Origin of the sequence: Pseudosulfitobacter sp. SM2401 (assembly GCF_042932805.1) — a bacterium.
GTDB lineage: Bacteria > Pseudomonadota > Alphaproteobacteria > Rhodobacterales > Rhodobacteraceae > Ascidiaceihabitans.
On sequence record NZ_CP170633.1, the window covers coordinates 839,947 to 865,513 of the forward strand.

Genomic DNA, 25,567 nt, shown 5'->3' on the forward strand with positions numbered 1-25,567 from the left:
CCAAGGATGTCCCAAATGAATGACCCGATGTTGCTGACCCAAATGCTGGTGCTTTTGCTGGTGATCGGGGCCTTTGCAGGCGTGCTTGCCGGTCTGTTGGGGGTCGGCGGTGGCATCGTTCTGGTGCCAGCCTTCTTTTATGCATTTCAAACGCTTGGCTATGACGGCCCACAGCTGATGCAGATGTGTCTGGCAACATCTTTGGCGACAATTATTGTGACCTCTGTGCGCTCGGTTCATAGCCACAACAAAAAGGGTGCCGTTGATTGGGGGATCCTGCGCACGTGGGCTCCGGGCATCATCGCGGGCGCGATCCTTGGCATGCTGGTTGTGGCGCAACTGCGATCCGCAACGTTGCAGGCGATCTTTGGTATTCTGGCCCTCATCGTCGGGCTGTACATGAGCTTTGGGCGTTCGGAATGGCGCGTCGCGCAGGCGATGCCATCAGGCCCGCTGCGCCTGATCTTGTCGCCGCTGTTGGGGTTCATGTCGGTGTTGATGGGCATTGGTGGCGGCAGTTTCGGGGTGCCGACAATGACGCTGTTCAACACAGCGATCCACCGCGCCGTGGCCACTGCTGCGGGGTTTGGAGTGGTGATTGCCGTGCCTGCGGTCATCGGTTTCCTGATGGTAGATATGACGATGGCGGTGCCGCCGTTCACCATCGGTGCCGTCAATCTGATCGCCTTCGGGATCATTATCGCCATGACGCTGATCACGGCCCCTTGGGGGGTGAAACTAGCGCATGCGATGGACCCGAAGCCGCTGAAGCGCGCGTTCGGGATGTTCTTGGTGCTGGTGGCGCTGAACATGCTGCGCAAGGCGTTGATGGGATGATGCACGCCGACGGGTTTGTGACGTTCGGGTTTGATGGGGATGTCGCGACTTGGGCTGCGGCGGCCCATGCCAGGACGTCAGAAATCCTGTCTGATCCGGTCACAAAAGCTGCGCAAATGCGCCATGCAAACACGTGGTTTGTGGGGGTCGATACGCTGAACAATGGACCAGACGGATCCATCGTTGATGTACCGCTTGTTGGACCATGGCAGAGCCATGTGCCAAAATTGCCGTTGCACCCAGCGCAAGTGTCGGTTGTCTACAACGGCTATCCGCAGCAAGACGCAGACGAAAGCGATGCCAACCACCGCTACCGGATCAGTCGCAAGGCGGCACATGTAGACGGGTTGCTGCCGGTCGGTGCTGCACGTAGGCGCTATCCCCAAGAACTGCACGCCTATATTCTGGGGCTGCCGTTGAACGATGTCGCGACTGCGCCGACCGTGGTGTGGAAAGGCAGTCATCTGATCATGCAGGCAGCCTTGGCCAAGGCAATTGGTGCGGACAACCCGACGCAGGTCGACGTCACCGACATCTACCAAGCGGCGCGGCGCGACGTGTTTGATCGCTGCGAGATGATCCCGTTAAACGCAAAACCGGGTGAGTCATTTCTGCTGCACCGTTTTGCGCTGCATGGAACGGATGTCTGGGATGCGGATTTTGGTCCACTGCCAGCAGAGGGGCGCATGATCGCATTCTTCAGGCCCGAAGTGTCCCAGCAAGATCAATGGCTTGCGGCGGACCCTTAGCGCTTTAGCCGGGCCATCCGCCCACCACGGCGGGTTTTGGGCGATGGGTCACGAGTTGGCAGCTCTGCCATAATTTCGGCCCGCTCATCTGCATGCATCTTGGACCAGCGCCCGATTTCGTCGATGGACCGCGAACAGCCGACACAAAGCCGCGTTTCAGGATGCACCACGCAAACCTGCACACAGGGGCTTTGGATTTCGGCGCGCCGCCACACGGGTGCATCAGTCATCTACGCGTTCCTCAATACCGCCAAGCGGTCCAACATACCTTGCAAGATATACCCTGCGGCGACGTGATCAATGACCTCTGCGCGACGCTTTCGCGACGTATCCGCCTCGAGCAGGGCGCGTTCGGCGGCAACGGTGCTAAGGCGTTCGTCCCAAAAGGTAATTGGCATGTCGGTATTTTTGTCAGCCCAGAGCTTTTCCAGATTGCGGGCGAAGGCGCGGGTAGATTGCGCGCGCGGCCCCTCTGATCCGTCCATATTGCGTGGCAATCCCAGAACCAGCCCGCCGACATTGCGATGGGTCATGACCTCTAGCAGACGGGCGGCATCCAGCCCGAATTTCTTGCGCTTGATGGTTTCCAAAGGCGTCGCGATGCTGTGAAACGGGTCTGACACGGCCAGGCCGATGGTCACTGTTCCCAAATCCAGCCCGATCAGGGCGCGCATGGGGGGCAGCGCTGCGTGAAATTCATGCACGTCATCAAGGATCATTCGGCCACCCCTGCGCGTTGTCCTGCGCGGGTGATCAGATCGATGGCAGTGGGGTTTTCGGCAAACACCTGCATGGCGTTGGCATAGATCGCCGCCGCCTGATCGCGCCGTCCCAAAACACCAAGCGCCCCGATCAACTGCGCCCATTCCTCGGGGGGACCACCTTGGGTGGCAAGACGATCAGACAGGCCAGACACCATACCTTCGATCATTTCAATCCGCTCGGCACCGGACATGTCGCCTGCGGCCTCGATATCGTCCGACGATGGACCGCGCAGGGCCGCGCCATTTCCGATCGTCGGGATTTGATAGTTTATGCCTGCACGGGCGGCGGCATCCGGGATCTGTGCCAAAACCGGCGCAATCCAAGGGGCATCGGGCGGGCCAGCCCTAAGCATTTGATCCCAAACGCGAAACGCAACATCCGGACGGCCGGTCTGGGACATCATCAACCCCATGTAGTAGCGCGCAGGACCGTTCCCGGGATCACGGGCCAGAATTGTGCGCAACACGTTTTCCGCCTGAGGGGAAACATACCCACCAGCAGCCAAGATCAACATGTCAGCGTAATCCGTCAGGTCAGCGACCGTGGCGGATGCGCCTTTGAGATCAATGGCGGCGCGCTGTGCCTTGTGCGCGGCGGCGAAATTCCCAAGGTTGGATTCGTTTTGCGCCAACAAAATGTGGCCCTGCACATCGTCGGGTCGCAAGGCGACCGTGCTGCGCAATTTGTCGACCAGTGCGACATAGTTTTCGTCCAAACCTTCGAGCGGTGTCGCTGGTGGCAGGCTTTGTTCAGCCTGTGTCTGGTCGGGGCGAGTGCTTCGGCGTTCTTGAGCGCTTGCGATCCGGTCAGCAAGGGCCAAATCGCCGTAACCCGGTGCACCCAAACCGTAAGTGTCGCCGATCCCGCGATACAGGCCAAAACTGCCTGCAACCAGAACAATGCCAACCACTGCGGCCATAATTTTCGGGGCACCACCGGATGTGCTGTCAGCGTCTGCCATCGCGTCTGCGGCCAGAATGCGGCGGGACACTTCGGTGCGGACCCGCTGGGCGTCTGCGGCACTGAGCACACCGCGCGCAAGATCACGTTCAACTTCGCTGAGTTGATCGCGGTAGACCCGCAAATCATAATCCGCCGCCGTTGTTGCAAATCGAGGCGCACGCAGCAACGCCAGCGCGAAAAGGCCTGCAATCGCAAGCGCCAAACCCAAGGTAATGATCCAGAACGCCATGCGGACTCCCGTTGAAAATCGTGATGCAGATGTAACCGCCAATGCGTCATAGAAAAAGGGGCAATTGGGCGCAGGCGGGTGCAATGCACGCCCATGTGACCCCTTGTGTTGATAGATAACGCGCGTTCCAGCCAGATATATGTCGCAAATACGGGAAAAAATGCCGCGCGCGGTATCCTCTTTTTTTGCATGTAGCGCAGAACAAGGCCAAGGTGCGCGAGCCTGCGCGAATCTCGAATTCGCGACGTCGATGTACGCGCAGTTTTTTCGTCGTCTCTGCTGAAAGCCCTGCTTATGAAACGTTATTCCGCCTTTGCCATCGCCCGAGAAGCGACACGTTATCATTCCGGTTGGGAACGGGCGTGGCGCGCGCCAGAGCCGAAATCCAAATACGATGTGATCATCATCGGGGCTGGTGGGCATGGCCTTGCGACGGCCTATTATCTGGGCAAGAATTTCGGCATCACCAATGTGGCGATCATTGAAAAAGGTTGGCTTGGTGGCGGCAACACCGGCCGTAACACCACGATTATCCGGTCGAACTATTTGCAAGATCCGTCCGCAGCCTTGTATGAAAAATCACGCTCGCTGTACGAAACCATGTCCCAGGACTTGAACTACAACGTCATGTTTTCCCCGCGTGGGGTGATCATGCTGGCCCAAACCCAGCACGAAATTCGCGGCTATCAGCGCACGGCCCACGCCAACGCATTGCAAGGCGTGCAGACGGAATGGATTTCACCCGCCAAAGTCAAAGAGCTTTGCCCGATCATCAATCTGGATGGCCCGCGCTATCCGGTTTTGGGTGGCTTGTGGCAAGCCCGCGGTGGCACAGCGCGCCACGATGCGGTGGCATGGGGTTATGCGCGCGCCTGTTCGGATATGGGCATGGACGTGATCCAGAAATGCGAAGTCACCGCGATCCGTCGTGAAGGTGGCAAAGTCGTTGGCGTTGACACGACCAAAGGCGCGATCGATTGCGATAAACTGGGCATCGTGGTCGCGGGCCATTCTGGTGATCTTGCGCAAATGGCGGGCTTTCGTCTGCCGCTGGAATCCGTGGCCTTGCAAGCGCTGGTGTCAGAGCCGATCAAACCGGCGATGGATGTGGTCATCATGGCCAACACCGTGCACGGCTACTTGTCGCAATCGGACAAAGGCGAGATGGTCATTGGCGGCGGTACAGACGGCTACAACAACTACACCCAGCGCGGATCATTCCACCACGTCGAGGAAACCGTGCGCGCTTTGAACGAGACATTCCCGATGCTGTCACGCTTGAAAATGCTGCGCCAATGGGGCGGGATCGTGGACGTCACAGGGGATCGATCCCCGATGCTGTCCAAAACGCCCGTGGACGGCGTGTTCATCAACTGCGGTTGGGGCACAGGCGGGTTCAAGGCGATCCCCGGCTCTGGCTGGGCCATGGCGGAATTGATGGCAAAAGGGCACTCGCCTTTGACAGATGCCTTCGGGATGGAACGCTACATCGAGGGTCGGTTCATCGATGAATCCGTGGCTGCAGGGGTGGCGCACTGATGCCTGCCACACGTGCTATCAGACTAGCGAACGGCCATGCTGCGACCGCCATTGATGCAGGACGCAGGCTGCGCGCGAATAGCAAAACTGGCGATTTTGACGAGAAAAGCGCCTTGCAACAGGTGGCTTCGGCCATTTTCAGCGCATCGCGCAACGTCATTCCGGCTGGCACTCGCACAGAAGCAGCGGGGGTTCCCGCCTATGTTGAATTGCCGTTGAAATCTGATTTTGTGGGGTCTCTGGAAAAGGAGGGCTTCCAATGTCTGACTACACAAACCCAAACATTCACCGTGGCCAAGGGATCACCGGGCGCGGGCTGCTTATCGCTGTTGCCGTGCTTGTCGCATTTATCTTTGCGCTCGCTTATCTGGGTGCATCAACTGTACCAGAAGGCAGTCTCGAAAGTGGCGCAACAGGTGCCGAACTGGGCGCTGACGGTGTCATCACCCCAGCTGCACCGGTTGAATCGAACCCGGCTGCCGTCGAATAACGTAAATCACAACATTCCAACCGCATCAGGCGGGCGCCCCTCGGCGTCCGCCTTTTGTGCGTTCTCACCTCTGATCGGAGCGGCCCCATGCTGATCCTTACTTGCCCTTGCTGCGGTGTTACTGCCGAAGAAACCGAATTCCACGCAGGCGGCGAAGCGCACCTGAAACGCTTTGGCCCCGGCTCCGACAATGCGGATTTCGAGAACTACCTGTTCATGCGCGAAAACCCCAAAGGCGTACACTTTGAACGCTGGCGTCACAACAACGGTTGCGGAAAATGGTTCCACGCGGCGCGCTGCACCATGACGCTTGAGGTCTTCGGCACATACCTCGCCCAAACCTATGAACCACCGGCCGACCTTTGCGCAAAAATCAGCTCCAAACGCCCCGGCTGGTCATGGGGGCGCTTCTCATGATTGTTCTGATCCAAAATACTCAAATCCACACTGTCACCGCCACCAAAGGGCCGATCACATGAGCACACGTCTCGCCACAGGCGGCCGCCTGCTGAACAAAGCCCGCGCGGTCGCGTTCAACTTTAACAAAACCGCAATGAAAGGCTTTGAGGGCGACACGCTTGCCTCGGCCTTGCTTGCCAACGATCAAATGTTGATTGGTCGCTCGTTCAAATACCACCGCCCGCGCGGGTTGGTGGCCTCAGGTGCTGAAGAGCCAAACGGCCTTGTAAACATGGGGCAGGGCGGCAAATTTGAACCAAACCAGCGCGTCACCACAACCGAGCTGTTCGATGGTTTAACCGCCGAAAGCCAGAACCATTGGCCTAGCCTTGAATTCGACGTGGGTGCGGTAAATGCGAAACTCTCGCGCTTTATGCCTGCTGGTTTTTACTACAAAATGTTCATCCATCCGCGCCCCTTGTGGAAGCACGTGTATGAACCGATCATCCGCGCGGCAGCGGGTCTTGGCAAAGCGCCCAAAGATCTGGATGCAGACACTTACGAACACTTTTACGCGTTTTGCGATGTGCTGGTGATTGGGGCAGGGGTTGCAGGTCTGCAAGCCGCCAAATCCGCCGCATCCTCGGGTGCCAAAGTATTGCTGCTGGAACAAAATGCCCACCTTGGTGGCCGCGCACCTGTGGATGGTGGTCAGATCAACGACCAATCTGCCGATGAATTCATCACAACCATCACAGCAGAGCTTGCGGCGATGGAAAACGTCACCATCCGCACCCGCACGATGGGCTCTGGTGTGTATGACCACGGCTACGTTCTGGGTTACGAACGCCTGACCGACCACGCGCCTGACCTTGCAGGCCCGCGCCACCGTTTGTGGCGCATTCGCGCCGGACACATCGTGACGGCAACGGGTGCGATTGAACGTCCGTTGTCCTTTGCGGGCAACGATATTCCCGGCGTCATGCTGGCGGGCGCGGTGCGTGATTATGCCGTGAACTACGGGGTATCCGTCGGGGATCGCACCGTGGTTGTGACCAACAATGACGACGCATACCGCACCGCAATCACGCTGAAACACGCAGGCCTCGACGTGCCTGTGATCTTGGATGCTCGGGTTCTGGCGACAGATTCTGCTCTGGTCGCTCAAGCCAAAGCTTTGGGTATTCGTGTCCTCATGGGCCACGCGATTTCATCGGTGCAGGGTGGCAAACGGGTCACCGGCGTGTCTGTGTGTTCCCAAGCGGGCGAGGGATCGGTGCTCGAGGAAATCACCTGCGATGTGGTTGCCATGTCCGGTGGCTGGTCGCCGGTTGTGCATCTGTGGTCACACTGCGGTGGCAAACTGACGTGGGATGACGCGCAGGCGCACTTCCGCCCTGATCCAACCCGTGCACCAACTGGCGACAAGGGCCAAGCCTTTGTGACCTGCGCAGGCAGCGCAAACGGCGAAATGGGTCTGGCCGAAATCATGACTGACGCAGATGCGGCGGGCAAAGCTGCGGCAACGGCGATGGGATTTAAACCCAAAACCGAGCAAGCCCCGTCGGCCGTCACCGTGGCAGAGGCCGCAATGATGCCGGTCTGGCTGATGCCGCAAGGTGCCGGTTACAAACTGCGTTCCAAAACCTGGCTGGACTATCAGAACGACGTCAAAGTCAGCGATGTGCAATTGGCCGCCCAAGAGGGCTTTGAATCTGTCGAGCACGCCAAGCGTTACACGACTTTGGGTATGGCGACGGATCAGGGCAAACTCAGCAATATCAACGGTCTCGCGATCCTTTCTGATGCTTTGAATCAACCCATTCCGCAGACCGGAACCACCACGTTTCGCCCGCCGTACACGCCTATCTCGATGGGTTCGATCGGTGGTGAAGCGCGGGGCCACGTGTTCCAGCCCGTGCGCCGCACGCCGATGTACGATTGGCACGATGAAAACGGCGCTGACTGGGAACCAGTTGGCCAGTGGCGTCGCCCGTATGCCTATGTGCGGGACGCTGAAACCGTGCATGACGCGGTGATGCGTGAGACGAAGAACACGCGCGAAGCTCTTGGAATCCTTGATGCATCCACCCTTGGCAAGCTGATCGTCAAAGGCGCTGACGCGGGCAAGTTCCTCGACATGCTCTACACCAACATGATGAGCACGCTGAAGGTCGGCAAATGCCGCTACGGTTTGATGTGCAACGAAAACGGTTTCCTCAGCGATGACGGCGTTGTGGCGCGCATCGATGACGACACATTCCTGTGCCACACGACCACGGGCGGTGCCGAAACCATTCACGGCCACATGGAAGAATGGTTGCAAACTGAATGGTGGGATTGGGACGTTTACGTCGCCAACGTCACCGAGCAATACGCCCAAGTTGCGGTTGTTGGCCCGAATGCCCGCACCGCGTTGGAACGTCTTGGCGGTATGGATGTGAGCGCTGAAAGCTTAGGCTTTATGGAGTGGGCAGACGGCACGCTGGGCGGCTTTGACGTGCGCGCCTATCGCATCTCGTTCTCGGGCGAATTGTCTTACGAAATTGCGGTCCCTGCATCACAGGGCCAAGCGTTCTGGGATGCCTTGATGGCTGTGGGCGCTGATTTGGGTGCGATGCCGTATGGCACGGAATGTCTGCACATTCTGCGCGCCGAAAAAGGCTTCATCATGATCGGGGATGAAACCGATGGCACCGTGATTCCGCAGGATCTGGGCCTAGGCTGGGCGATCTCGAAGAAAAAAGAAGACTACCTTGGCAAGCGCGCACAAGAGCGCGAGCACATGGCATCAAGCGAACGTTGGAAGCTGGTTGGCCTTGAAACGGTCGACGGATCGACCCTGCCGGACGGCGCGTATGCTGTGGGCGAGGGCACCAACGCCAATGGTCAGCGCAACATGATCGGGCGGGTCACGTCTTCGTATCATTCGCCAAATCTGAACAAGGGCATTGCCATGGGTCTGGTTTTGCACGGTCCGGATCGCATGGGCGAGGTCATCACCTTTCCTGGCACCGACGGCAAAAACTATGAGGCCAAAATTGTGTCGCCGATTTTCTATGACCCCGAAGGGGAGAAGCCGAATGTCTAATCTTGTGACCGCGCTGAACGGCGCATCCGATGCAAATGGCATTGCCACGATCACCGAAGTGCCGCTGCAAGGCATGATCACCCTGCGTGGCGACCTGAGCAAAGCCGCGATCAAAAAAGCAGCAACAACGGCGGCTGGCGTCGACATGCCGGGCCAAGGTCAGGCGAACATGAACGGCGACAGCGGCATCACGTGGATGAGCACGGACGAGCTGTTGATCCTATGCCCCTACGGCGACGTTGCGGCAAACCTTGCGACCATGACAAAAGCGCTGGCCAAGACGCATGCCCTGGCTGTCGACGTATCAGACGCGCGCGCGTCGTTCACTGTGTCAGGGCCAAATGCCCGCGATGCGATGGCGAAACTGGTGCCTGTGGACCTTGCCAAGGGCAGCTTTGAGCCGGGCATGTTCCGCCGTACCCGCATGGCCCAAGTGGCCGCTGCATTCTGGATGACCGACGCTGAAACCTTTCAGATCGTGTGCTTTCGATCCGTCGCGGACTACGTATTCGAGGTTCTGAAAATAGCGGCGCAACCGGGCAGTGAAGTCGGTTTCCTTTGATTTAAGGACCACCCGTTTGTGCCCGAACGCGATAAGGTACAGTTAATTGGCTGTGTCGCTAATTGGCGTCAATTTGCCGTTGCGTTTTCAACCTATGCGATCTAATTTTTCCCGAATTAGGGGGGAATTAGTCTTTGAAACAAGCATTTAAAGCGGCCGCCGTGATGGGTGCCATGACATTGGGTTCGCAGGCGATTGCTGCACCCAGTACGTACAGTTGCGAAATCACCTCGAAAGCATCGAGAGGTGGGTTTATTCCATCAGAAATGTACATTGTGATTGAACCAGACGCGACCACGGCAGATCTGTATTTTTCCAATGATAGACTAAATACTCATAAACCGTTCACAGCAAAAGCTGTTAAAATCTCTGACCAAAAATACCGTCTAAAGCTTACTCTGGACGTCCCTACCAGCAGCGATGGAACGATAAAAACCGCTTATACAGTTCGATTTGATCAAGGCCGCCAGTCGTTCACGATCAGTGCTACTGTGCATGGGTATGACAATCGCGAAAGTGGCAATGGCCGGTGTAAGCCTGTGTAGCCGTCGAACAAACGGCGAAATTGCAGAAAATTACGTGCAGGGCCCTTGATCTTGCACGCCTGCGCGCTTCGTGTCAGTGAAGACTTAGATTTCATCCCAACAGGAGGCCCGAACATGGCTTTTACACTTCCCGATCTTCCCTACGCCCATGATGCGCTGGCCGGCAACGGCATGTCTGCTGAAACGCTGGAATTCCACCACGACCTGCACCACAACGCCTATGTCACCAACGGCAACGCGGCGATTGCGGGCACCGAATGGGAGGGTAAATCCCTTGAGGACATCATCACCGGCACCTATGACGCATCCTCTGTCGCGCAAAACGGCATCTTCAACAACATCAGCCAGCTTTGGAACCACAACCAGTTCTGGGAAATGATGAGCCCGGGCGCATCCGCGATGCCATCCGAATTGGAAGCGGCGATCAAGGATAGCTTTGGTTCCGTTGACGATTTCAAAGCTCAATTCGCAGCGGCTGGCGCGGGCCAGTTTGGTTCTGGCTGGTGCTGGTTGGTCAAAGACACCGACGGCGGCCTAAAGGTCACAAAAACCGAAAACGGCGTGAACCCGCTGTGCTTTGGCCAAACGGCTTTGCTGGGCTGTGATGTGTGGGAACATTCCTACTACATCGATTTCCGCAACAAGCGTCCGGTCTATCTGACCAACTTCATGGACAACTTGGTCAATTGGGAAAACGTCGCATCCCGCATGTAATCACGCGACGATAGAACACCTAAACGCCTCGACCTCACCGTCGGGGCGTTTTGCGTTGCAGGAACGGGGGATTTGGCGCAAAGCTAGGCTATTGCCAAAGGAACCCCAATGACGTCAGCCGCCAAAGGCATCCTCGCCATGATCGGCTGCTGCACGATCTGGGGTTTGTCCGCACTGATCTACAAGCAAATCAGCCACGTGCCTGCCATCGAAGTGCTGGCGCATCGCACATTCTGGTCGTTCATTTTCTTTGTGGTCCTTTTAGGTATCCAAGGACGGCTGGGCGAAATGCGTCGTGCGTTCGCCAATTGGCGCACATGCGCAATCACGGCGACGGCCTCCTTGTTGATCCTTGCCAATTGGTTCCTGTTTATCTGGGCGATCGAAACCGGGCGTGCCACCCAAAGCAGCCTTGGTTACTACATCTACCCGCTGGTGTCGGTGGTGCTGGGCTGGGCGCTGTTTTCCGAACGCCTAAGCACGGTGCAGTGGGGCGCAATCGCGCTCGCGGCAGCCGGCGTTTGTGTGCTGACCTATGGCTTGGGCGGCGCGCCGTGGATCGCGCTGACGCTGGCCATCACATTCGCCATCTACGGCGTCATCAAAAAGCAACTAGAGGTGGGGCCGGTGGTCTCTGTCACAGCCGAAGTTGTGCTGGTCGCGCCCTTTGCCGCCCTGTTTCTGTGGCTTTCATGGCACAATGGGCACGCCGCGTTTGGCAGTGATTTTACCACGACGGCATTGTTGATTTTTGCAGGGCCTTTGACGGCGGTACCGTTGATTATGTTCAGCTATGCGGCTCGCCACGCCAGCATGGCGACCATTGGATTGGTCGGATATTTGAACCCGACCTTGCAATTTTTCTGCGCGGTTGTGGTGTTTTCAGAGTTGTTCACAGGGTGGCACGTGGTGGCATTTGCGTTGATCTGGACGGCGCTGATCATCTATTCCAGCGTGTTGTGGCTTCAGGACAAAGCCGCGCGCAATGCGGCCTCGCCAGCCGCAGCATCCGGCACCTCAGTGATGTAATCGAGCACGCTGGCGTCCGCAAAACCTTGCGCTACGACATGCTTCATCAATTGCATCAAGGGTGTCCAGTACCTGTTTGTATTTACTAGGATAACTGGTTTTTTGTGCAAGCCCAATTGGCGCCATGTCAACACTTCGAACATCTCGTCTAGTGATCCGGCACCACCGGGCAAAACCACCACAGCATCGCAGTTCATGAACATGACTTTCTTACGCTCGTGCATGGTTTCGGTGACAACATATGTGGTCAAATCGGTCTTGCCGACCTCCCAATCTACCAGATGTTGCGGGATCACGCCAAAGGTCACAGCGCCAGCTGCTTGGGCCGAACGCGCCACCGTGCCCATCAGGCCAACGTCGCCCGCACCATAGACCAAACGCCAATCATTGCGCGCCAGTGCTTCGCCCAGATCATGGGCGTCTTTGGCATAGGCAGGGTCCGCGCCCATGCGTGATCCACAGTAAACACAGACAGATTTTGGCAGCATGGTTGGCTCCGATTGATGACAAATAATGGAAATGTGATAGCGCGGGTTTTGACCGGTGATAGCGCGCTTGGTATGTAAGCTCAATCGTGATGCGCAAAGCATATGGGCAGACAGTTGCCGCCCATTTGGCACCACCGTTCAGGGGACCGATTGATGAGCAAACTAGCAGCCTTTTTAGGATCCAATTCCGGACTGATCGCCGGAGCAGGCGTGTTCGTGGTCGGCTCCATTGGTGTCGGTGCGTATCTGGGCGTTTTGGCACCAAAAGATGCCACGCCTCCGGCGGTGGTAATGGTCGCGCCACCTGAAACAGCAGTTGTCGCCGTTGAGCCCGCTGTGGCCGCCCCAGAGCTAGCAGCCGTTGCAACGCAACCCGAGACGCCCGCGCCAGCAACCCAAGACACCGCGACGGCGCCTACCGTGGATGAAGTGCGCAATGAGGCCGACGGGTTGACCGTGATCGCCGGGCGCGCAGAGCCGGGCAGCGACGTGGTTTTGCTGGTTGATGGCGTTGAAAACATGACTGTGCAGGCGGGCAATGACGGGGCGTTTGCTGCGGTGACATTCCTGTTGCCGAACGGCGATGCGCAGGTTTTGACCATTTTGCAACGGACCGGCGGCGTTGATCTGGCTGCCGATGACATCATTTTAGCACCGCGTGCGCGTGTTGTCGGATCGGCGGAACCCGCGGCCAAAGCGACGCTTGAAATTATCGAACCCGCTGCCGAAGCCACGCGTGTGGTTGGGGGTGTTGCTGCTACTGAAACTGCGCCTGCCGCAAGGGTCGAAACGCAAGTGGAGCCTGAGGCAGTTGCAACGCAAGTGGAGCCTGAGGCAGTTGCAACGCAAGTGGAGCCTGAGGCAGTTGCAACGCAAGTGGAGCCTGAGACAGTTGCAACGCCGGTGGAACCTGTGACCGAAGTCGCAACGCTTGAGGCACCAGAACCTGCGGTGCCTGAAACAACGGCGGCACCCGATCCGCAGACCACGCCAGAGCCTGTCACCGAACAGGTCGCGATCCTCAAATCGAACGAAACCGGCGTTGAAATCATCAACCGCTCCAGCGCGCCGGACGTCATGTCAAACGTGGCGATCGATACCATTAGCTATTCGCAAGACGGCGACGTGTTGCTAAGCGGGCGGGCGCAATCGCAAGCGTCTGTCGTGCGGGTCTACCTGAACAACGCAGTTGTCACGACGCTTGAGGTCGACACCAAAGGGCGCTGGCGCGGCGATTTGCCGGACGTGGACACCGGCATTTACACCCTGCGCGTGGACGAGGTCGACGATGTTGGCGACGTCACCAGCCGTGTTGAAACGCCCTTCAAACGCGAAGCGCCGGCGATTTTGGCCGCCGCGCAACGCGAGGTTGATGCGCCGGTCAAGGCGATAACCGTTCAAACCGGAGCAACCCTGTGGGCCATCGCGCGTGATCGTTACGGTGACGGCACCTTGTTTGTGCGGGTGGTCGACGCCAACAAAGACAGCATCCGCAACCCTGATTTGATCTATCCGGGTCAGGTGTTCGAGCTGCCGGAATAAACGCACACACTCAGAAAAATAGGGCGAAACGCTGGCACATCCCCTGCGTGCGCCCTATGTCTAGGCACTGAACTGTCTAGGACGATTTATGCCCCCCGAAACTGCTGTTACTCCGCCCGATCAAGCGCCTGCACTTAGTGAAAACGAGCGCGCGCGCGCCTCTGGCATTCGCACCTTGCGCAAAGTTGCGCCCTATCTTTGGCCCGCCGACAAAGCATGGGTCAAACGGCGCGTCGTTTGGGCGATGATCGCGTTGTTTATGTCCAAACTGGTTGCCATTGGCACGCCGTTCATCTTTGGACGCGCCGTTGATGCGATGGGCGGCGATGGGGTGAACCCGCTGGCGTTAGGCGCGATTGGTCTGACCGTTGCCTACGGGCTGGGGCGGGTTTTTAACGTTGGGTTTCAACAGCTTCGCGACGCCATCTTTGCGCCTGTGGCACAGCGTGCGCTGCGGATGTTGGCGCTAGAAACGTTTGAGCATATTCACCGGCTGTCCATGCGCTATCACATCACTCGCAAGACTGGCGGGCTGAGCCGGATCATCGAACGTGGTGTCAAAGGCGTCGAATTTTTGCTGCGGTTCTTGCTGTTTTCCATTGGGCCATTGATTTTGGAATTGCTGATGATTTCGGTCATCTTCGCCTTGTATTTTGACATGTGGTATCTGGCAGTTTTGGGCGTCACGATTTCGCTGTATGTCTGGTTCACATTTCAGGTCACGGAATGGCGGGTCAAACTGCGCAAAGTGATGAACGACCAAGACACGGACGCCAATCAAAAGGCCATCGACAGCCTGCTGAACTACGAAACGGTCAAGTATTTCGGGGCCGAAGGGCGCGAAGCGGCGCGGTATGACAGCGCGATGGAGCAATACGAGGCGGCAGCACTTAAGACGTCGTATTCGCTGGCGGGCCTGAACTTTGGACAGTCATTCATCATCACTTGCGGCCTTGTCGGTGTGATGGTTCTGGCGGCTGTAGGGGTGCAAAATGGCGCGCTGTCGGTGGGCGATTTTGTCATGGTCAACGCCTACATGATCCAGATTACGCTGCCGCTGAATTTTTTGGGCACAGTTTACCGCGAAATCCGTCAGGCGCTGGTCGACATGGGCGAAATGTTTGACCTGCTGGAACAGCCAGCCGAGGTCAAGGACGCCCCTGATGCACAGGAATTGGTGGTCACCGGCGGGCGGATCGAACTGGACAACGTGCATTTTGGCTACGATCCACAGCGCGCGATCCTCAAAGGGATTTCAGTTGTTGCCGAACCAGGTGAAATGGTGGCGATTGTCGGGTCCACTGGGTCGGGTAAATCCACCATCGGGCGGTTGTTGTTCCGGTTTTACGACGTGGGCGACGGGGCGTTGCGGATCGACGGGCAGGACGTGCGCGATGTGACGCAAACCAGCCTGCATGCGGCCATTGGCGTCGTGCCGCAAGACACGGTGCTGTTCAACGACACGATCCGCTACAACATCGCCTACGGCCAGGACGGGGCAAGTGTGGAGCAGATCGAAGAGGCTGCGCGTGCTGCCCAAATCCACGATTTCATCGTTTCGCTGCCGGATGGGTACGAGACGACGGTTGGCGAGCGCGGGTTGAAGCTGTCAGGGGGCGAAAAGCAACGAGTGGGCATCGCGCGAACGCTGCTTAAGGACCCTGCGATTTTGCTGCTGGACGAGGCGACCTCGGCGCTGGATTCTGAGACTGAACAAGACATCAAAGAGGCGTTGATGCGGGTTGGTCGCGGGCGCACGGTTTTGACGATCGCGCATCGCCTGAGCACGATTGCCGAGGCAGATCGGATCGTGGTTTTGGAACAGGGCGAGATTGTCGAGACTGGCACGCACGATGCCTTGATTGCGCGCAACGGGCGGTATGCGCAGCTGTGGCATCGCCAGCAAGCTGATGAAATGGTCGCCTAAAGCGAAGGTGGTGGGCGACACGCCCACCTTACGTTCAATCCGCAGCGATGGCTTTGTTGGTCAAATTGTCGAGCGCGCCGGTCATTTTGGTTATGGTCTCGGCGTCGCTGGGTACGCTGTGAGTGGCCGCAATTTCTGCAGGCGCGTGGTAACTGAGGTGCACGTCACCAGATGCATTTTGATAGCAGACCACCCGCAACGGTAAATCCAAACCCGCCGTTTGTGCAGCCTGCATCAACGGCGTTCCCAGCATCGGATTTCCGAACATCAACATCTGCGTCGGTCGCAAGACTTGATCGACGGACGCCGCCCCTTTGGCGTGATCAACACGGGCAAACACGATGGCTCCGGCCCCTTTGATCGCCGCCTCTAGGCGGTCCAACGTGACGTCCACGGAATGCGGGCTAGGTTTCGTGATCAGTTGGGTCATTCAGAGATCCTTTGTGTTGCCTTGAACGCGCAAGACAACACAATTGATCCGGAATGTCTCATCACTTTGATGTTAAGCGCGGGGGTCTATTCAGCCGCGCGCAGAGACACAGGCAAGTCTGCCACGTCGCCATCAAAATCCCAAATCAACTCACGGTTCTCGGAGTGTTTTGACTGCCGTTGCAGGGCCCAATCACGTGCGGAATTGCTGGCGCGCCCCAAGGACAGCTTGCCCAGAAGTTGCGCAAACCACAGCACGTAGGTCGTGGCCCAAACGCGCATTGCCAGCAGGGACGGCGTGACCATCAGCGTCAAAACTGTCGCGATCCCAAGGCCAAAGACCACGGCTGTTGCCAGCTGTTTCCACCATAGCGCAGTGGGGCTGTCGACGGTGTATCCGCCTGCACCAAAGTCCAGTGACAGCCCAAACATCATCGGAGCAAGGCCCGCCATTGTCGTGATCGTTGTCAGCAAAACCGGGCGAATGCGATCTTGTGCGGTGCGGATAATTGCTTCGATCCGCGGCATGTAGCGTTCGTATTCCTGATAGGTGTCGATCAAAACAATGTTGTTGTTCACCACGATCCCGGCGAGCGCGACAATCCCCGTACCCGTCATAATGATCGAGAACGGTTGATCCATCACCAGCATCCCGATCAGCACGCCAGTTGTCGACAGGATCACCGCTGCAAGAACGAGGATCGCGTTGTAAAAGCTGTTGAATTGCGCGAGCAGAATGATGAACATCAACCCCAGCGCACCCATAAAGGCGTTGGCAAGGAACGCGCCGGATTCTGCTTGGTCTTCTTGATCGCCGGTCCATTCATGGGTCAACCCATTGGCAAATGGCTTGGTTTCCAGCCATTTATCGAGCTGGGCAATGCGTTCGCCGGGATTGACCGGGATCATGCGCAGCGCGCCGGAATTCAGGTCACTTTGCAGGTTCACCGACGGATCCGACTGATCCAGAACGGCATAGGTTTTGCCATCCACGGCCGTCACATCTGCGAGGTCAGACGGCAGCAATGTCGCCACGATTTGCTCGACCTCTGCGCCATCGACATCAGCCGATCGGATCAGTTTTTGCAAACCTGCTGTCACGTCGGCCTTGATGTCAAAGAACCGCTTTTGATCGATACGGCTGACTTCGGCCAGCTTGGGGACAGGTGTGCGGGTGATGAAATTGGCAAGCGGAACAAGCCCATCTGCTGTGCGTACCTTGAGCGTATCAAGAGTGCTGAGAACCCGGTCTTTTTCGGGCAGGCGCACGCGAATTTCAATTTCCTCGTCAGAGGAATCAACGCGCATCGTGTCGAGCAAAATGCCGCGCGTGACCAGCTGAACCATGGCCCCAACTGTGGCCACGTCCGCGCCGTAGCGACCGGCTTTTTCGACGTCCACGTTGATCTGCCAATCGATGCCGGGCAGGGGGCGTGTGTCTTCGATCAGGGCCAAGCCGGGGGTCGCGTCGAACTGTTGGCGCGCCAGTGATGTCGCCGTTATCAGGTCGTCCCAATTGTCGCCTTTGATCCGCAAATGCACGGGTTTGCCGCTGGCAGGACCGCGCGACAGATTGAGGATTTCGACCTTGATCCCGGGCAACGTCGCGAGCGATACCATCAGTTCGTCGATGACCGTGTCGCCGTCAAATGCCTCGGCCTTAACCTCTTGGTTGACGGTGTAGCCGATGAACGGAATGGTGAACCATGGCTTGGTCGCGTTCGGGCGATCTTCCCACGGAATCGTTTCCAACTGGATCTGGCCAATGGTGTCTTTTGGGGCCTGCGCGCCGCCTGTGTTGGCGTTCAAGCCACCGTTGCCCGCAAAGGAAAATGCGGTGTCGATGCCAGGGTGCAGGCGTACGATGTCTTCTGCCTGACGGACCAGATCATCCTTTTCTTGCAATGACAGATTGCCCCGCGCAAGGACGTAAACGATGGCCTGTTCAGGTTCGGATTCTACAAAGAATTCAACGCCTTTGTTGTTGTTGGTAAAGTAGATCATCGTGACCCCAACGAACACAAACACGAAGCCTGCCATGACCAGCGGCATAATCGGATTGCCGACAATGAATTCCATGAGATGCCCAAAGCCCGAGCGTTTGTAGCCTGAGCGCACGGTCTTGTGACGCTTGCCGATCAGGCGTTGCAGCAACCATGCGCCGCCGCGTCCAAGACGGGGAAGGAACGCGAAAACCGCGCACATCGCGATCAGGATACTGCCCAATGCGACAAAGCCCAAGAACACAACGCCAACGCCTAAAATGAAGACGGTCAAGAATGTCGGAACGACACTGCCAATGATGTTAAGGCCGTCCAGATTTGCGAATTCCAGCGAGATAATGCCGAACAATGCACCGATGCCGAGGGCGGCAAATGGCACGATGCCTGCGATCAACGGCAGCAGCAGATTGATCAGCAAGGGCAGCCGCGCAACGGCGTTCACACTGTTGCGGACCACGTCGATCAGACGGCCGATGACACCGCCCATAACGGGCAGGTAGACAAGGGCGACAACCAGTGACGCGCTGAGGACAAAGATCAGCGTGACGGGCAGCATGCCCATGAATTGTCCCGGAACGCCGGGCCAGAACAGCATCGGTAGGAACGCGCAAAGCGTTGTGGCGGTTGATGAAATCACCGGCCAGAACATGCGCTTGGCTGAATCGACGTAAGAGGCCATCGGACCGGCCCCTTCGGCCTGTCGTTTGTCAGCGTATTCGACCACCACGATTGCACCATCCACCAGCATGCCAACGGCCAAAATCAGGCCAAACATCACGATGTTCGAGATCGAAATGCCCATGACGGCAAGCATCGCAAAACACAGCAGGAATGACGTGGGAATGGCGAAACCGACCAGCAAGGCGGCGCGCAAGCCAAGGGCCGCTAGCACCACGATCATCACCAAGGCGATGGCGGTAAAGACCGATCCTTGCAGCTGTTTGACCATCGAATCCACGACGCGCGATTGGTCATTTGACGTGCCAACTTCGACGGCTGCGATCAGACCTTCGGGCCACTCGGCAGAGCGGTCCGCGACGATCTGTTTCACGGTTGTGGCCGTGTCGATCAGGTTAAAGCCTTTGCGTTTGACGACTTGCAACGCGACGGTGTCATCGCCGTTAAAGCGGGCCGTGGCCTCGCGATCCTCAAAGGTCAAATTGATCTGCGCAAGATCGCCAAGGGTGACAACGCGGTCGCCATTGGTCTTGACCGGCAGGTTGTAAACGTCGCGCGGTTCGGTGAAGGACGACGGGATTTTGACGGAAAACGTGCCTTGATCCGTGCTGACCTCGCCCGCTGCAATCAGCTGGTTGTTGTTCTGCACAACGTTGATCAATTCGCCCGCGGTGACGTTGTAGGCCTCAAGGCGCAGAGGGTCGATGACCACCTCTAGCATCTCGTCGCGGTTGCCGGTGATCGCGGCCTCAAGAACTGCATCCAGCGCCTCAAGCTCGTCCTGCAACTCTTTGGCAACACGCGCCATTGTGCGCTCGGGTACAGGGCCTGACAGGTTCACGATGATGATCGGGAATTCGGAAAAGTTGAACTCGGTGATCGAATATTGATCGGCGCCTGACGGGAACTCGGCCTCGGCGTTGCTCATGGCGGTGCGCGCGTCCGCCATGACTTGGGTTTTGTCCCAGCCAAATTCAAATTCCAGCACCACGTTGGCGTAGTTTTCTGCTGCCGTTCCGGTCATCTTTTTCAAACCCGACAGATCGGCAAATTCGTTTTCCATCGGTTTGACCAACAGGGTTTCACTGTCAGTGGCCGAAATGCCGGGAAACGGGACAGACACGATCAACATCGGGATTTCGATGTCTGGTTCGCCTTCTTTCGGCAGGGTGGAATAGGCAAAGCCCCCGACCAAAATCGAGAGCACCACAAAGGCGATGACCATGCGGGCGCGCGAGGCGGCCCAATCGACTAGACCGGTCATTGGGTGACCTCGCGGAATGTGGGCGCGACTTTTACGCCAGCAGTTACGTAGTCTTGGCCCACAACAATAATGTCCAGTGTGTCAGGCAAGCCTGCCAACCAAACACCGTCGACCGTGTCGCGCAGCATTTCTACCTGGTGGAATTGCACGAGGCCGGTGTCATCCACGGCCCGCAGGCCCAATGCGCCGTCGTTGTTCAATGTCAGGGCAGAGCCGGGCACCAGATGCGCCTGTGCGCCAGCCGCGCCAATCAAGATTTCTGCGGTTTGACCATCGCGGATTTTCAGATCTTTGTTTGGCACTTCGATTTCGACGCGGAATGTGCGTGTGGTCGGATCTGCGCTGCGGCTCAGGAATGTGACTTTGCCGACTACTTGTGCGCCACCTGCGGCCAAACGCGCACCAGCAGTTGCACCCAATTCGATACGATCAACTTCGGTTTCCGGGGCAAATGCGACCAGTTTGATCGGGTCCAACTGAATGACGGTCGAGCACAACGATCCGGGCTGCAACAAGCTGCCCAATTCCGCAGTGTCACTTTCTAGCAGCCCTGCGAACGGCGCTTTGATATCCAGACGGGACAGTTCTTTTTGGGCGGCAGCCACGGTGGCTTGGGCAGATTCGATGCCGGCCGCAGCAGATTGAATGCCGGATCGCGCAGCACTTAGGCCAGAATTCGCAGCCTCGATGCTGGCTTCTGCTGCCGCGACTTGTGCGTTTGCGCTTTTGACGCGGGTGTCAGAGGCGAAACCGTCGACGCTCAGCTTGGTGGCGGCGTTCTGGTTGGTCATGGCCTCTTCCAAAACGGCGTTGGCCTCCAGGATTCTGGCACGTGATTCTGGCACGCGGCTTTCCGCTTCGGACAGGCGGGCTCTGGCTTCGGCCAGTCGTGCCTTGGCTTCGGCGAGGGTCGCGCCACGGGTTCCCGGATCAAGCTGGCACAGCAACTGGCCGGTCTCGACAAAGGTGCCTTTGCGCAAAGGGGCAGACAACACTGTTGCGGATGTTTCTGAGCGCACATCCACCTGCCGCGCAGCTTGCGTTTGGCCCCGCAACACCACCGCACTATCAATTTTCTGTGCAACTGAATGCTGGGCGACAACCTTGATTAAATTTTCGGTTTTTGCCTCACGCGCCGGGTTTTCTGCGTCGTCGGTAGCGTTTTGGGCGACGTCTGCGGGTTCACGTAGCCCTAAAAACTCCAGTGCTCTATCGCGTTCGATAATCGCAAAATACAACAAGACCGCCACCGCAATGGCTGTAATTAAAGGAAAAATTCGCATGTATCGCCTCGATTTGACTTTGCTTGGGCCCGAAATGTAGGTCCTGTGATACGCTAGATAGGTACTCTTGTGCGCTAAACTAACCAGTTCAGATTACTTTTTTCGCAAAGGGCTTGCAATGACCCAAAATTGCCAAAGGGTGCGACGTATCGCGGCGCTCAAATCCGCCCGATGACAATTGCGACCTCGCAGCCCTTGGCTTGGTGCTTTTGGCGGGTTAAGAGAGGCGTTAACGACCTTGAATAGGTCACAGGTTAGATCGTGCGCATCCAGCGCATTTGGGGATCAAAATGAGCGACACAGACAGTTTCATCGAAGAGGTCAACGACGAAGTCCGCCGCGACAAGCTGTTTGCAGCGCTTCGTAAATACGGCTGGATCGGCGTTGTGGCCGTGCTGCTGCTGGTCGGCGGTGTTGGATATTCCGAAAACAACAAACGGATTGCGCGCGGTCAAGCCGAGGCATTGGGCGACGGCATGATGAACGCGCTTGAGCTGAACGAGGCGGACGCCCGTGTCGCCGCACTGCAAACGGTTGAGGCTGGCGATCCTGCCGCCGGTGCTGTTCTGGCGTTCATGACTGCGGCGCAGCAAACCGATGCAGGCGATGCAGCAGGCGCGGCTGAAACGCTACAAACTGTGGCGAACACAAACGAGTTGCCGCTGATCTATCGCCAGATCGCAACATTCAAAGCCTTGGGCGTCAATGCCGCCAACCTTAGCCTCGAAGAGCGCGCGAACGGTTACAGCGAATTGGCCCAGCCCGGCAATGCCCTGCGGCTTTTGGCCGAAGAGCAATTGGCGTTCATCGACATCGAACAAAGCAATACCGACAGCGCAACCGCGCGTTTGCAAGCCATTCTGGACGACAGCGAAGTTACGGCGGACTTGCAACAGCGCGTCCTACAGGTGATGGTGGCCTTGGGCGTAGAACCCGACCTTAGCCAAGTGACCGGCCCAGCAGCCGCAGGCACAGGTAACTAGCCACGAGCGACGACACGTTGCGCAACGATGCAATGACCAAAACGGTCACATCCTGCGCAAAAGACAGGACCGCAACAAAGCGAGCAGACCCATGACGATGCGATCTAAATCCATTCGATTTAACACGGACCGATCAGACGCGGACGCACGCCGCAGTGTGCGCAGACCTTCGTTTTTGACGGGGGCCGCTGTGGTGTCGGCCATTTTCCTGGGGGCCTGTTCGGAACCCGAAGTGATCCTGCAAGGCAAACGCGAAACGCTGCGCTCTGTGCTGCAGGACCCTGCAGAACAAATCAACCTTGACGAAGTCGCCGCAAATCAAAGCCGCGCGATTTCACTGGGTAAAACCACGAATAACGCCAGCTGGACCCACGGGACCGGCACGCAGACCTACCGCACGACGCACCCGGCACTGGGATCATCGTTGCAATTGGCATGGTCCGCGAACATCGGGGCAGGCGACAGCCGCAAGCACCGTATCACCGCAGATCCGGTGTCGGACAAAGGCGTAATCTACACGCTTGATGCCACATCGACAGTCACCGCAACGAACACCAGCGGCGCAACTGCTTGGTCCAAAGACATTCGCCCGCCTCGGGATTCCAAAGATGATGCGACGGGTGGCGGCTTGGCCGTGCACGAAGGCACGCTGTATGTGTCGTTGGGCTTTGGCGAATTGGTCGCAATGGACGCGGCAAACGGTGCTGTGCGCTGGCGCCAGCAGCTAAATGCGACGGGCTCGGGCCAACCAACAGTGTCTGGCAATCTGGTTTATGTGCTTGCGGGGGACGACACGGGCTGGGCACTTGATACCAAAACCGGACGGATCGAATGGCAAATCACAGGCGCTGCCAGCGTGTCAAATGTGCTAGGGGCACCGGCACCGGTTGTCGCGGATGATCTGGCGATCTTTGCCTTTGGGTCCGGCGAATTGCAGGCCGTGTTCCGTCGTGGCGGTTTGCGCCGCTGGGATGCGTCCATTTTGGGCGAACGCCCCGGGCGGGCCTTGTCGAACATCGATGACGTGACAGGCACGCCGGTTGTGGACGGTTCCGTGCTGTATGCAGGCAACCAGGCTGGACGTATTGCCGCAATCAACGTGCGCAGTGGCGCGCGCCTTTGGACAGCCCGCGACGGGGCCGTTGGGCCGGTTTGGCCTGCGGGCGACAGCGTTTTTGCCGTGACCGATAAAAACGAGCTGGTGCGACTGGACGCCAACGACGGATCGCGTGTCTGGGGCGTGCAACTGCCTAATTTCCTTAAGAATAAACCGCGCAAGACGGCCGAGATCTTTGCCCACCACGGGCCGATCGTGGCCGGTGGGCGGGTGATTGTCGCCTCAAACGACGGCATGTTGCGCAGTTTTGATCCGCGCGATGGGTCGTTGATTGCCTCTAGCGAAATACCGGGCGGGGCCACCACTGCACCTATCGTTGTCGGCAGCACGCTGTATGTGGTCGGGCGCAAAGGCCAACTGCACGCTTTCCGTTAGACGCGATATAGTCTAAGGCAGCGTTTCGAGCCGCGTCTGTGCGGCTCACCCAGTTATTCGGAGCGGACCAGATGTCCTTCACCCTCGCCATTGTCGGGCGCCCAAACGTGGGCAAATCGACGCTTTTCAACCGCCTTGTCGGCAAACGCCTGGCTTTGGTCGACGATCAGCCCGGTGTGACCCGCGATCTGCGCGAAGGGGCTGCGCGCCTTGCGGACCTCAAGTTCACCGTGATCGACACGGCGGGTCTCGAAGAGGCCACTGATGAATCGCTTGAGGGACGGATGCGCAAGCTGACCGAACGCGCCGTGGACATGGCTGATATTTGCCTGTTCATGATCGACGCACGGGTCGGGGTGACGCCGACGGACCAAGTGTTTGCTGAAATCCTGCGCAAGCGGGCGGATCACGTGATCTTGGCCGCAAACAAAGGCGAAGGATCGGCCGCAGATGCTGGGGTAATCGAAGCTTATTCGTTGGGTCTGGGCGAGCCGATCCGCCTGTCTGCCGAACACGGCGAAGGTCTGAACGATCTCTATTCGCAACTGCAACCGCTGTCTGATGAATTTGATCTGCGCGCGGATCAAGCAACAGATACGCCTGATATTGATGTGGCGTTTGACGAGGACGAAGACGATCCTGACTACGTGCCGGTGCCGACCAACGCCAAACCGTTGCAGGTTGCTGTTGTTGGTCGTCCGAACGCGGGAAAATCCACACTGATCAACAAAATCCTCGGCGAAGAACGCTTGCTGACAGGTCCCGAGGCCGGGATCACCCGCGATGCAATTTCGCTGCGGATCGAGTGGGCGGGGGCGGACGGACCCGCCGTGCCAATGCGTATCTTTGACACCGCTGGCATGCGCAAAAAAGCTAAGGTTCAGGGAAAACTAGAGAAACTCAGCGTCGGGGACGGTCTGCGTGCCGTAAAATTCGCCGAAGTTGTGGTGGTTCTGCTGGACGCTGAAATCCCGTTCGAGCAACAAGATTTACGGATTGCCGATTTGGCGGAACGCGAAGGGCGTGCTGTCGTGATCGCGGTCAACAAATGGGACGTCGAGGACGAAAAACAGGCGAAGCTTAAGGATCTCAAAGAAAGCTTTGAGCGACTGTTGCCGCAGTTGCGTGGGGCACCACTGATCACGGTTTCTGCAAAGACCGGTCGTGGGTTGGATCGATTGCAGGCTGCCATTATGCGCGCATACGACATGTGGAACCGTCGGGTGACCACCGCACATCTGAACCGCTGGCTGTCTGGCATGGTGGAGGCGCATCCGCCCCCCGCGCCACAAGGCAAACGCATCAAGCTGCGCTACATGACCCAAGCGAAAACGCGGCCTCCAGGCTTTGTGGTGATGTGTTCGCACCCCGACAAAGTGCCGGAAAGCTATTCGCGCTATCTGGTCAATGGTTTGCGCGTTGATTTTGACATGCCGGGCACGCCGATCCGTTTGTACATGCGCGGTCAGAACGACCAGAACCCTTACAAGGGCCGTAAAAAAGCGCCGCCGTCCAAATTGCGCAAACACACGCAAGGTCGTCGCTCTGACTGACGGCAAGGGATGG

22 protein-coding genes are annotated in these 25,567 nt (G+C 57.8%); 15 read left to right on the top strand and 7 right to left on the bottom strand.

Annotation, left to right across the window (positions count from 1 at the left end; all coding sequences use genetic code 11):
- Positions 1-15 precede the first annotated feature (15 nt).
- Both ACFIO0_RS04210 and ACFIO0_RS04215 read left to right on the top strand, forming a co-directional pair.
- Positions 16-837, top strand: a complete 822-nt coding sequence (locus tag ACFIO0_RS04210; protein WP_390913889.1) for a TSUP family transporter — start codon at positions 16-18, stop codon at positions 835-837.
- On the top strand, positions 834-1,586 hold the full coding sequence (locus ACFIO0_RS04215; protein WP_390913891.1) for a hypothetical protein: 753 nt from the start codon (positions 834-836) through the stop codon (positions 1,584-1,586). Before ACFIO0_RS04210 ends, ACFIO0_RS04215 begins: the two co-directional genes overlap by 4 nt.
- Here the strand turns inward: ACFIO0_RS04215 and ACFIO0_RS04220 are convergent.
- The 3 genes from ACFIO0_RS04220 to ccmI are packed head-to-tail and all read right to left on the bottom strand — an operon-like array spanning position 1,583 to position 3,543.
- Positions 1,583-1,816, bottom strand: a complete 234-nt coding sequence (locus ACFIO0_RS04220; protein ID WP_390913892.1) for a DUF1289 domain-containing protein — start codon at positions 1,814-1,816, stop codon at positions 1,583-1,585. The genes ACFIO0_RS04215 and ACFIO0_RS04220 overlap by 4 nt on opposite strands.
- On the bottom strand, positions 1,817-2,305 hold the full coding sequence (ruvX, locus tag ACFIO0_RS04225) for a Holliday junction resolvase RuvX (RefSeq protein ID WP_390913894.1): 489 nt from the start codon (positions 2,303-2,305) through the stop codon (positions 1,817-1,819). It abuts the gene before it with no gap.
- Positions 2,302-3,543, bottom strand: a complete 1,242-nt coding sequence (gene ccmI / locus ACFIO0_RS04230) for a c-type cytochrome biogenesis protein CcmI (protein WP_390913896.1) — start codon at positions 3,541-3,543, stop codon at positions 2,302-2,304. The genes ruvX and ccmI overlap by 4 nt, the downstream gene beginning before the upstream one ends.
- Before the next feature lie 294 nt (positions 3,544-3,837).
- On the opposite strand from ccmI, the gene ACFIO0_RS04235 reads away from it, so the two are divergent.
- From ACFIO0_RS04235 to rarD, 8 genes are all read left to right on the top strand, one after another.
- Entirely contained in the window at positions 3,838-5,082 is a 1,245-nt protein-coding gene (locus ACFIO0_RS04235; protein ID WP_390913898.1) for a sarcosine oxidase subunit beta family protein, read from the top strand.
- Positions 5,083-5,341: 259 nt separating this feature from the next.
- The gene (locus ACFIO0_RS04240) at positions 5,342-5,572 is read left to right on the top strand and encodes a hypothetical protein (protein ID WP_390913900.1); all 231 of its coding nucleotides are present in this window, start codon (positions 5,342-5,344) and stop codon (positions 5,570-5,572) included.
- Positions 5,573-5,659: 87 nt separating this feature from the next.
- Positions 5,660-5,989 carry a sarcosine oxidase subunit delta gene (locus ACFIO0_RS04245; RefSeq protein ID WP_390913902.1) on the top strand — a complete coding sequence of 110 codons (330 nt, stop codon included), beginning with the start codon at positions 5,660-5,662 and terminating at the stop codon, positions 5,987-5,989.
- A 58-nt stretch (positions 5,990-6,047) separates the two neighbouring features.
- Positions 6,048-9,062, top strand: a complete 3,015-nt coding sequence (locus ACFIO0_RS04250; protein ID WP_390913904.1) for a sarcosine oxidase subunit alpha family protein — start codon at positions 6,048-6,050, stop codon at positions 9,060-9,062.
- A complete protein-coding gene (locus ACFIO0_RS04255) occupies positions 9,055-9,624 on the top strand; it encodes a sarcosine oxidase subunit gamma family protein (RefSeq protein ID WP_390913906.1) in 570 nt (189 codons plus the stop codon). Before ACFIO0_RS04250 ends, ACFIO0_RS04255 begins: the two co-directional genes overlap by 8 nt.
- 134 nt (positions 9,625-9,758) lie before the next feature.
- Entirely contained in the window at positions 9,759-10,169 is a 411-nt protein-coding gene (locus ACFIO0_RS04260; protein ID WP_390913908.1) for a hypothetical protein, read from the top strand.
- A 114-nt stretch (positions 10,170-10,283) separates the two neighbouring features.
- Complete coding sequence (locus ACFIO0_RS04265; protein WP_390913910.1) at positions 10,284-10,883, top strand: Fe-Mn family superoxide dismutase; 600 nt, start codon at positions 10,284-10,286, stop codon at positions 10,881-10,883.
- 108 nt (positions 10,884-10,991) lie between these two features.
- Entirely contained in the window at positions 10,992-11,912 is a 921-nt protein-coding gene (rarD, locus tag ACFIO0_RS04270; RefSeq protein ID WP_390913912.1) for an EamA family transporter RarD, read from the top strand.
- On the opposite strand, the gene ACFIO0_RS04275 is transcribed toward rarD, so the two are convergent.
- Positions 11,849-12,400, bottom strand: a complete 552-nt coding sequence (locus tag ACFIO0_RS04275; protein WP_390913914.1) for a TIGR00730 family Rossman fold protein — start codon at positions 12,398-12,400, stop codon at positions 11,849-11,851. The two genes, rarD and ACFIO0_RS04275, sit on opposite strands and share 64 nt — an antisense overlap.
- A 153-nt stretch (positions 12,401-12,553) precedes the next feature.
- Here ACFIO0_RS04275 and ACFIO0_RS04280 point away from each other — a divergent pair, with 153 nt between their 5' ends.
- Both ACFIO0_RS04280 and ACFIO0_RS04285 read left to right on the top strand, forming a co-directional pair.
- Positions 12,554-13,942 (top strand): LysM peptidoglycan-binding domain-containing protein, encoded by a 1,389-nt coding sequence (locus tag ACFIO0_RS04280; RefSeq protein WP_390913916.1) that lies wholly within the window; start codon positions 12,554-12,556, stop codon positions 13,940-13,942.
- Positions 13,943-14,030: 88 nt separating this feature from the next.
- On the top strand, positions 14,031-15,869 hold the full coding sequence (locus ACFIO0_RS04285) for an ABC transporter transmembrane domain-containing protein (RefSeq protein WP_390913918.1): 1,839 nt from the start codon (positions 14,031-14,033) through the stop codon (positions 15,867-15,869).
- Between the two features lie 34 nt (positions 15,870-15,903).
- Here ACFIO0_RS04285 and ACFIO0_RS04290 read toward each other — a convergent pair whose 3' ends face one another.
- The 3 genes from ACFIO0_RS04290 to ACFIO0_RS04300 form a co-directional block, all read right to left on the bottom strand.
- The gene (locus tag ACFIO0_RS04290; protein ID WP_390913920.1) at positions 15,904-16,299 is read right to left on the bottom strand and encodes a DUF302 domain-containing protein; all 396 of its coding nucleotides are present in this window, start codon (positions 16,297-16,299) and stop codon (positions 15,904-15,906) included.
- Between the two features lie 86 nt (positions 16,300-16,385).
- Positions 16,386-20,243, bottom strand: coding sequence for an efflux RND transporter permease subunit (locus tag ACFIO0_RS04295; RefSeq protein WP_390913922.1), 3,858 nt, complete (start codon positions 20,241-20,243; stop codon positions 16,386-16,388).
- On the bottom strand, positions 20,240-21,526 hold the full coding sequence (locus tag ACFIO0_RS04300; protein WP_390913924.1) for an efflux RND transporter periplasmic adaptor subunit: 1,287 nt from the start codon (positions 21,524-21,526) through the stop codon (positions 20,240-20,242). The genes ACFIO0_RS04295 and ACFIO0_RS04300 overlap by 4 nt, the downstream gene beginning before the upstream one ends.
- A gap of 290 nt (positions 21,527-21,816) precedes the next feature.
- On the opposite strand from ACFIO0_RS04300, the gene ACFIO0_RS04305 reads away from it, so the two are divergent.
- The 3 genes from ACFIO0_RS04305 (at position 21,817) to der (ending at position 25,554) form a co-directional block, all read left to right on the top strand.
- Positions 21,817-22,509, top strand: coding sequence for a hypothetical protein (locus ACFIO0_RS04305; RefSeq protein WP_390913926.1), 693 nt, complete (start codon positions 21,817-21,819; stop codon positions 22,507-22,509).
- Positions 22,510-22,600: 91 nt separating this feature from the next.
- Complete coding sequence (locus ACFIO0_RS04310) at positions 22,601-24,001, top strand: PQQ-binding-like beta-propeller repeat protein (RefSeq protein ID WP_390913928.1); 1,401 nt, start codon at positions 22,601-22,603, stop codon at positions 23,999-24,001.
- A gap of 71 nt (positions 24,002-24,072) precedes the next feature.
- Positions 24,073-25,554, top strand: a complete 1,482-nt coding sequence (gene der, locus ACFIO0_RS04315) for a ribosome biogenesis GTPase Der (RefSeq protein ID WP_390913930.1) — start codon at positions 24,073-24,075, stop codon at positions 25,552-25,554.
- Positions 25,555-25,567: the final 13 nt, after the last annotated feature.

What these genes read in the sequence shown, in the direction of transcription:
- ACFIO0_RS04210 (WP_390913889.1), top strand. Translation starts at nt 16, where the DNA reads ATGAATGACCCGATGTTGCTGACCCAAATGCTGGTGCTTTTGCTGGTG.
- ACFIO0_RS04215 (WP_390913891.1), top strand. Translation starts at nt 834, where the DNA reads ATGATGCACGCCGACGGGTTTGTGACGTTCGGGTTTGATGGGGATGTC.
- ACFIO0_RS04220 (WP_390913892.1), bottom strand. Translation starts at nt 1,816, where the DNA reads ATGACTGATGCACCCGTGTGGCGGCGCGCCGAAATCCAAAGCCCCTGT.
- ruvX (WP_390913894.1), bottom strand. Translation starts at nt 2,305, where the DNA reads ATGATCCTTGATGACGTGCATGAATTTCACGCAGCGCTGCCCCCCATG.
- ccmI (WP_390913896.1), bottom strand. Translation starts at nt 3,543, where the DNA reads ATGGCGTTCTGGATCATTACCTTGGGTTTGGCGCTTGCGATTGCAGGC.
- ACFIO0_RS04235 (WP_390913898.1), top strand. Translation starts at nt 3,838, where the DNA reads ATGAAACGTTATTCCGCCTTTGCCATCGCCCGAGAAGCGACACGTTAT.
- ACFIO0_RS04240 (WP_390913900.1), top strand. Translation starts at nt 5,342, where the DNA reads ATGTCTGACTACACAAACCCAAACATTCACCGTGGCCAAGGGATCACC.
- ACFIO0_RS04245 (WP_390913902.1), top strand. Translation starts at nt 5,660, where the DNA reads ATGCTGATCCTTACTTGCCCTTGCTGCGGTGTTACTGCCGAAGAAACC.
- ACFIO0_RS04250 (WP_390913904.1), top strand. Translation starts at nt 6,048, where the DNA reads ATGAGCACACGTCTCGCCACAGGCGGCCGCCTGCTGAACAAAGCCCGC.
- ACFIO0_RS04255 (WP_390913906.1), top strand. Translation starts at nt 9,055, where the DNA reads ATGTCTAATCTTGTGACCGCGCTGAACGGCGCATCCGATGCAAATGGC.
- ACFIO0_RS04265 (WP_390913910.1), top strand. Translation starts at nt 10,284, where the DNA reads ATGGCTTTTACACTTCCCGATCTTCCCTACGCCCATGATGCGCTGGCC.
- rarD (WP_390913912.1), top strand. Translation starts at nt 10,992, where the DNA reads ATGACGTCAGCCGCCAAAGGCATCCTCGCCATGATCGGCTGCTGCACG.
- ACFIO0_RS04275 (WP_390913914.1), bottom strand. Translation starts at nt 12,400, where the DNA reads ATGCTGCCAAAATCTGTCTGTGTTTACTGTGGATCACGCATGGGCGCG.
- ACFIO0_RS04280 (WP_390913916.1), top strand. Translation starts at nt 12,554, where the DNA reads ATGAGCAAACTAGCAGCCTTTTTAGGATCCAATTCCGGACTGATCGCC.
- ACFIO0_RS04285 (WP_390913918.1), top strand. Translation starts at nt 14,031, where the DNA reads ATGCCCCCCGAAACTGCTGTTACTCCGCCCGATCAAGCGCCTGCACTT.
- ACFIO0_RS04290 (WP_390913920.1), bottom strand. Translation starts at nt 16,299, where the DNA reads ATGACCCAACTGATCACGAAACCTAGCCCGCATTCCGTGGACGTCACG.
- ACFIO0_RS04295 (WP_390913922.1), bottom strand. Translation starts at nt 20,243, where the DNA reads ATGACCGGTCTAGTCGATTGGGCCGCCTCGCGCGCCCGCATGGTCATC.
- ACFIO0_RS04300 (WP_390913924.1), bottom strand. Translation starts at nt 21,526, where the DNA reads ATGCGAATTTTTCCTTTAATTACAGCCATTGCGGTGGCGGTCTTGTTG.
- ACFIO0_RS04305 (WP_390913926.1), top strand. Translation starts at nt 21,817, where the DNA reads ATGAGCGACACAGACAGTTTCATCGAAGAGGTCAACGACGAAGTCCGC.
- ACFIO0_RS04310 (WP_390913928.1), top strand. Translation starts at nt 22,601, where the DNA reads ATGACGATGCGATCTAAATCCATTCGATTTAACACGGACCGATCAGAC.
- der (WP_390913930.1), top strand. Translation starts at nt 24,073, where the DNA reads ATGTCCTTCACCCTCGCCATTGTCGGGCGCCCAAACGTGGGCAAATCG.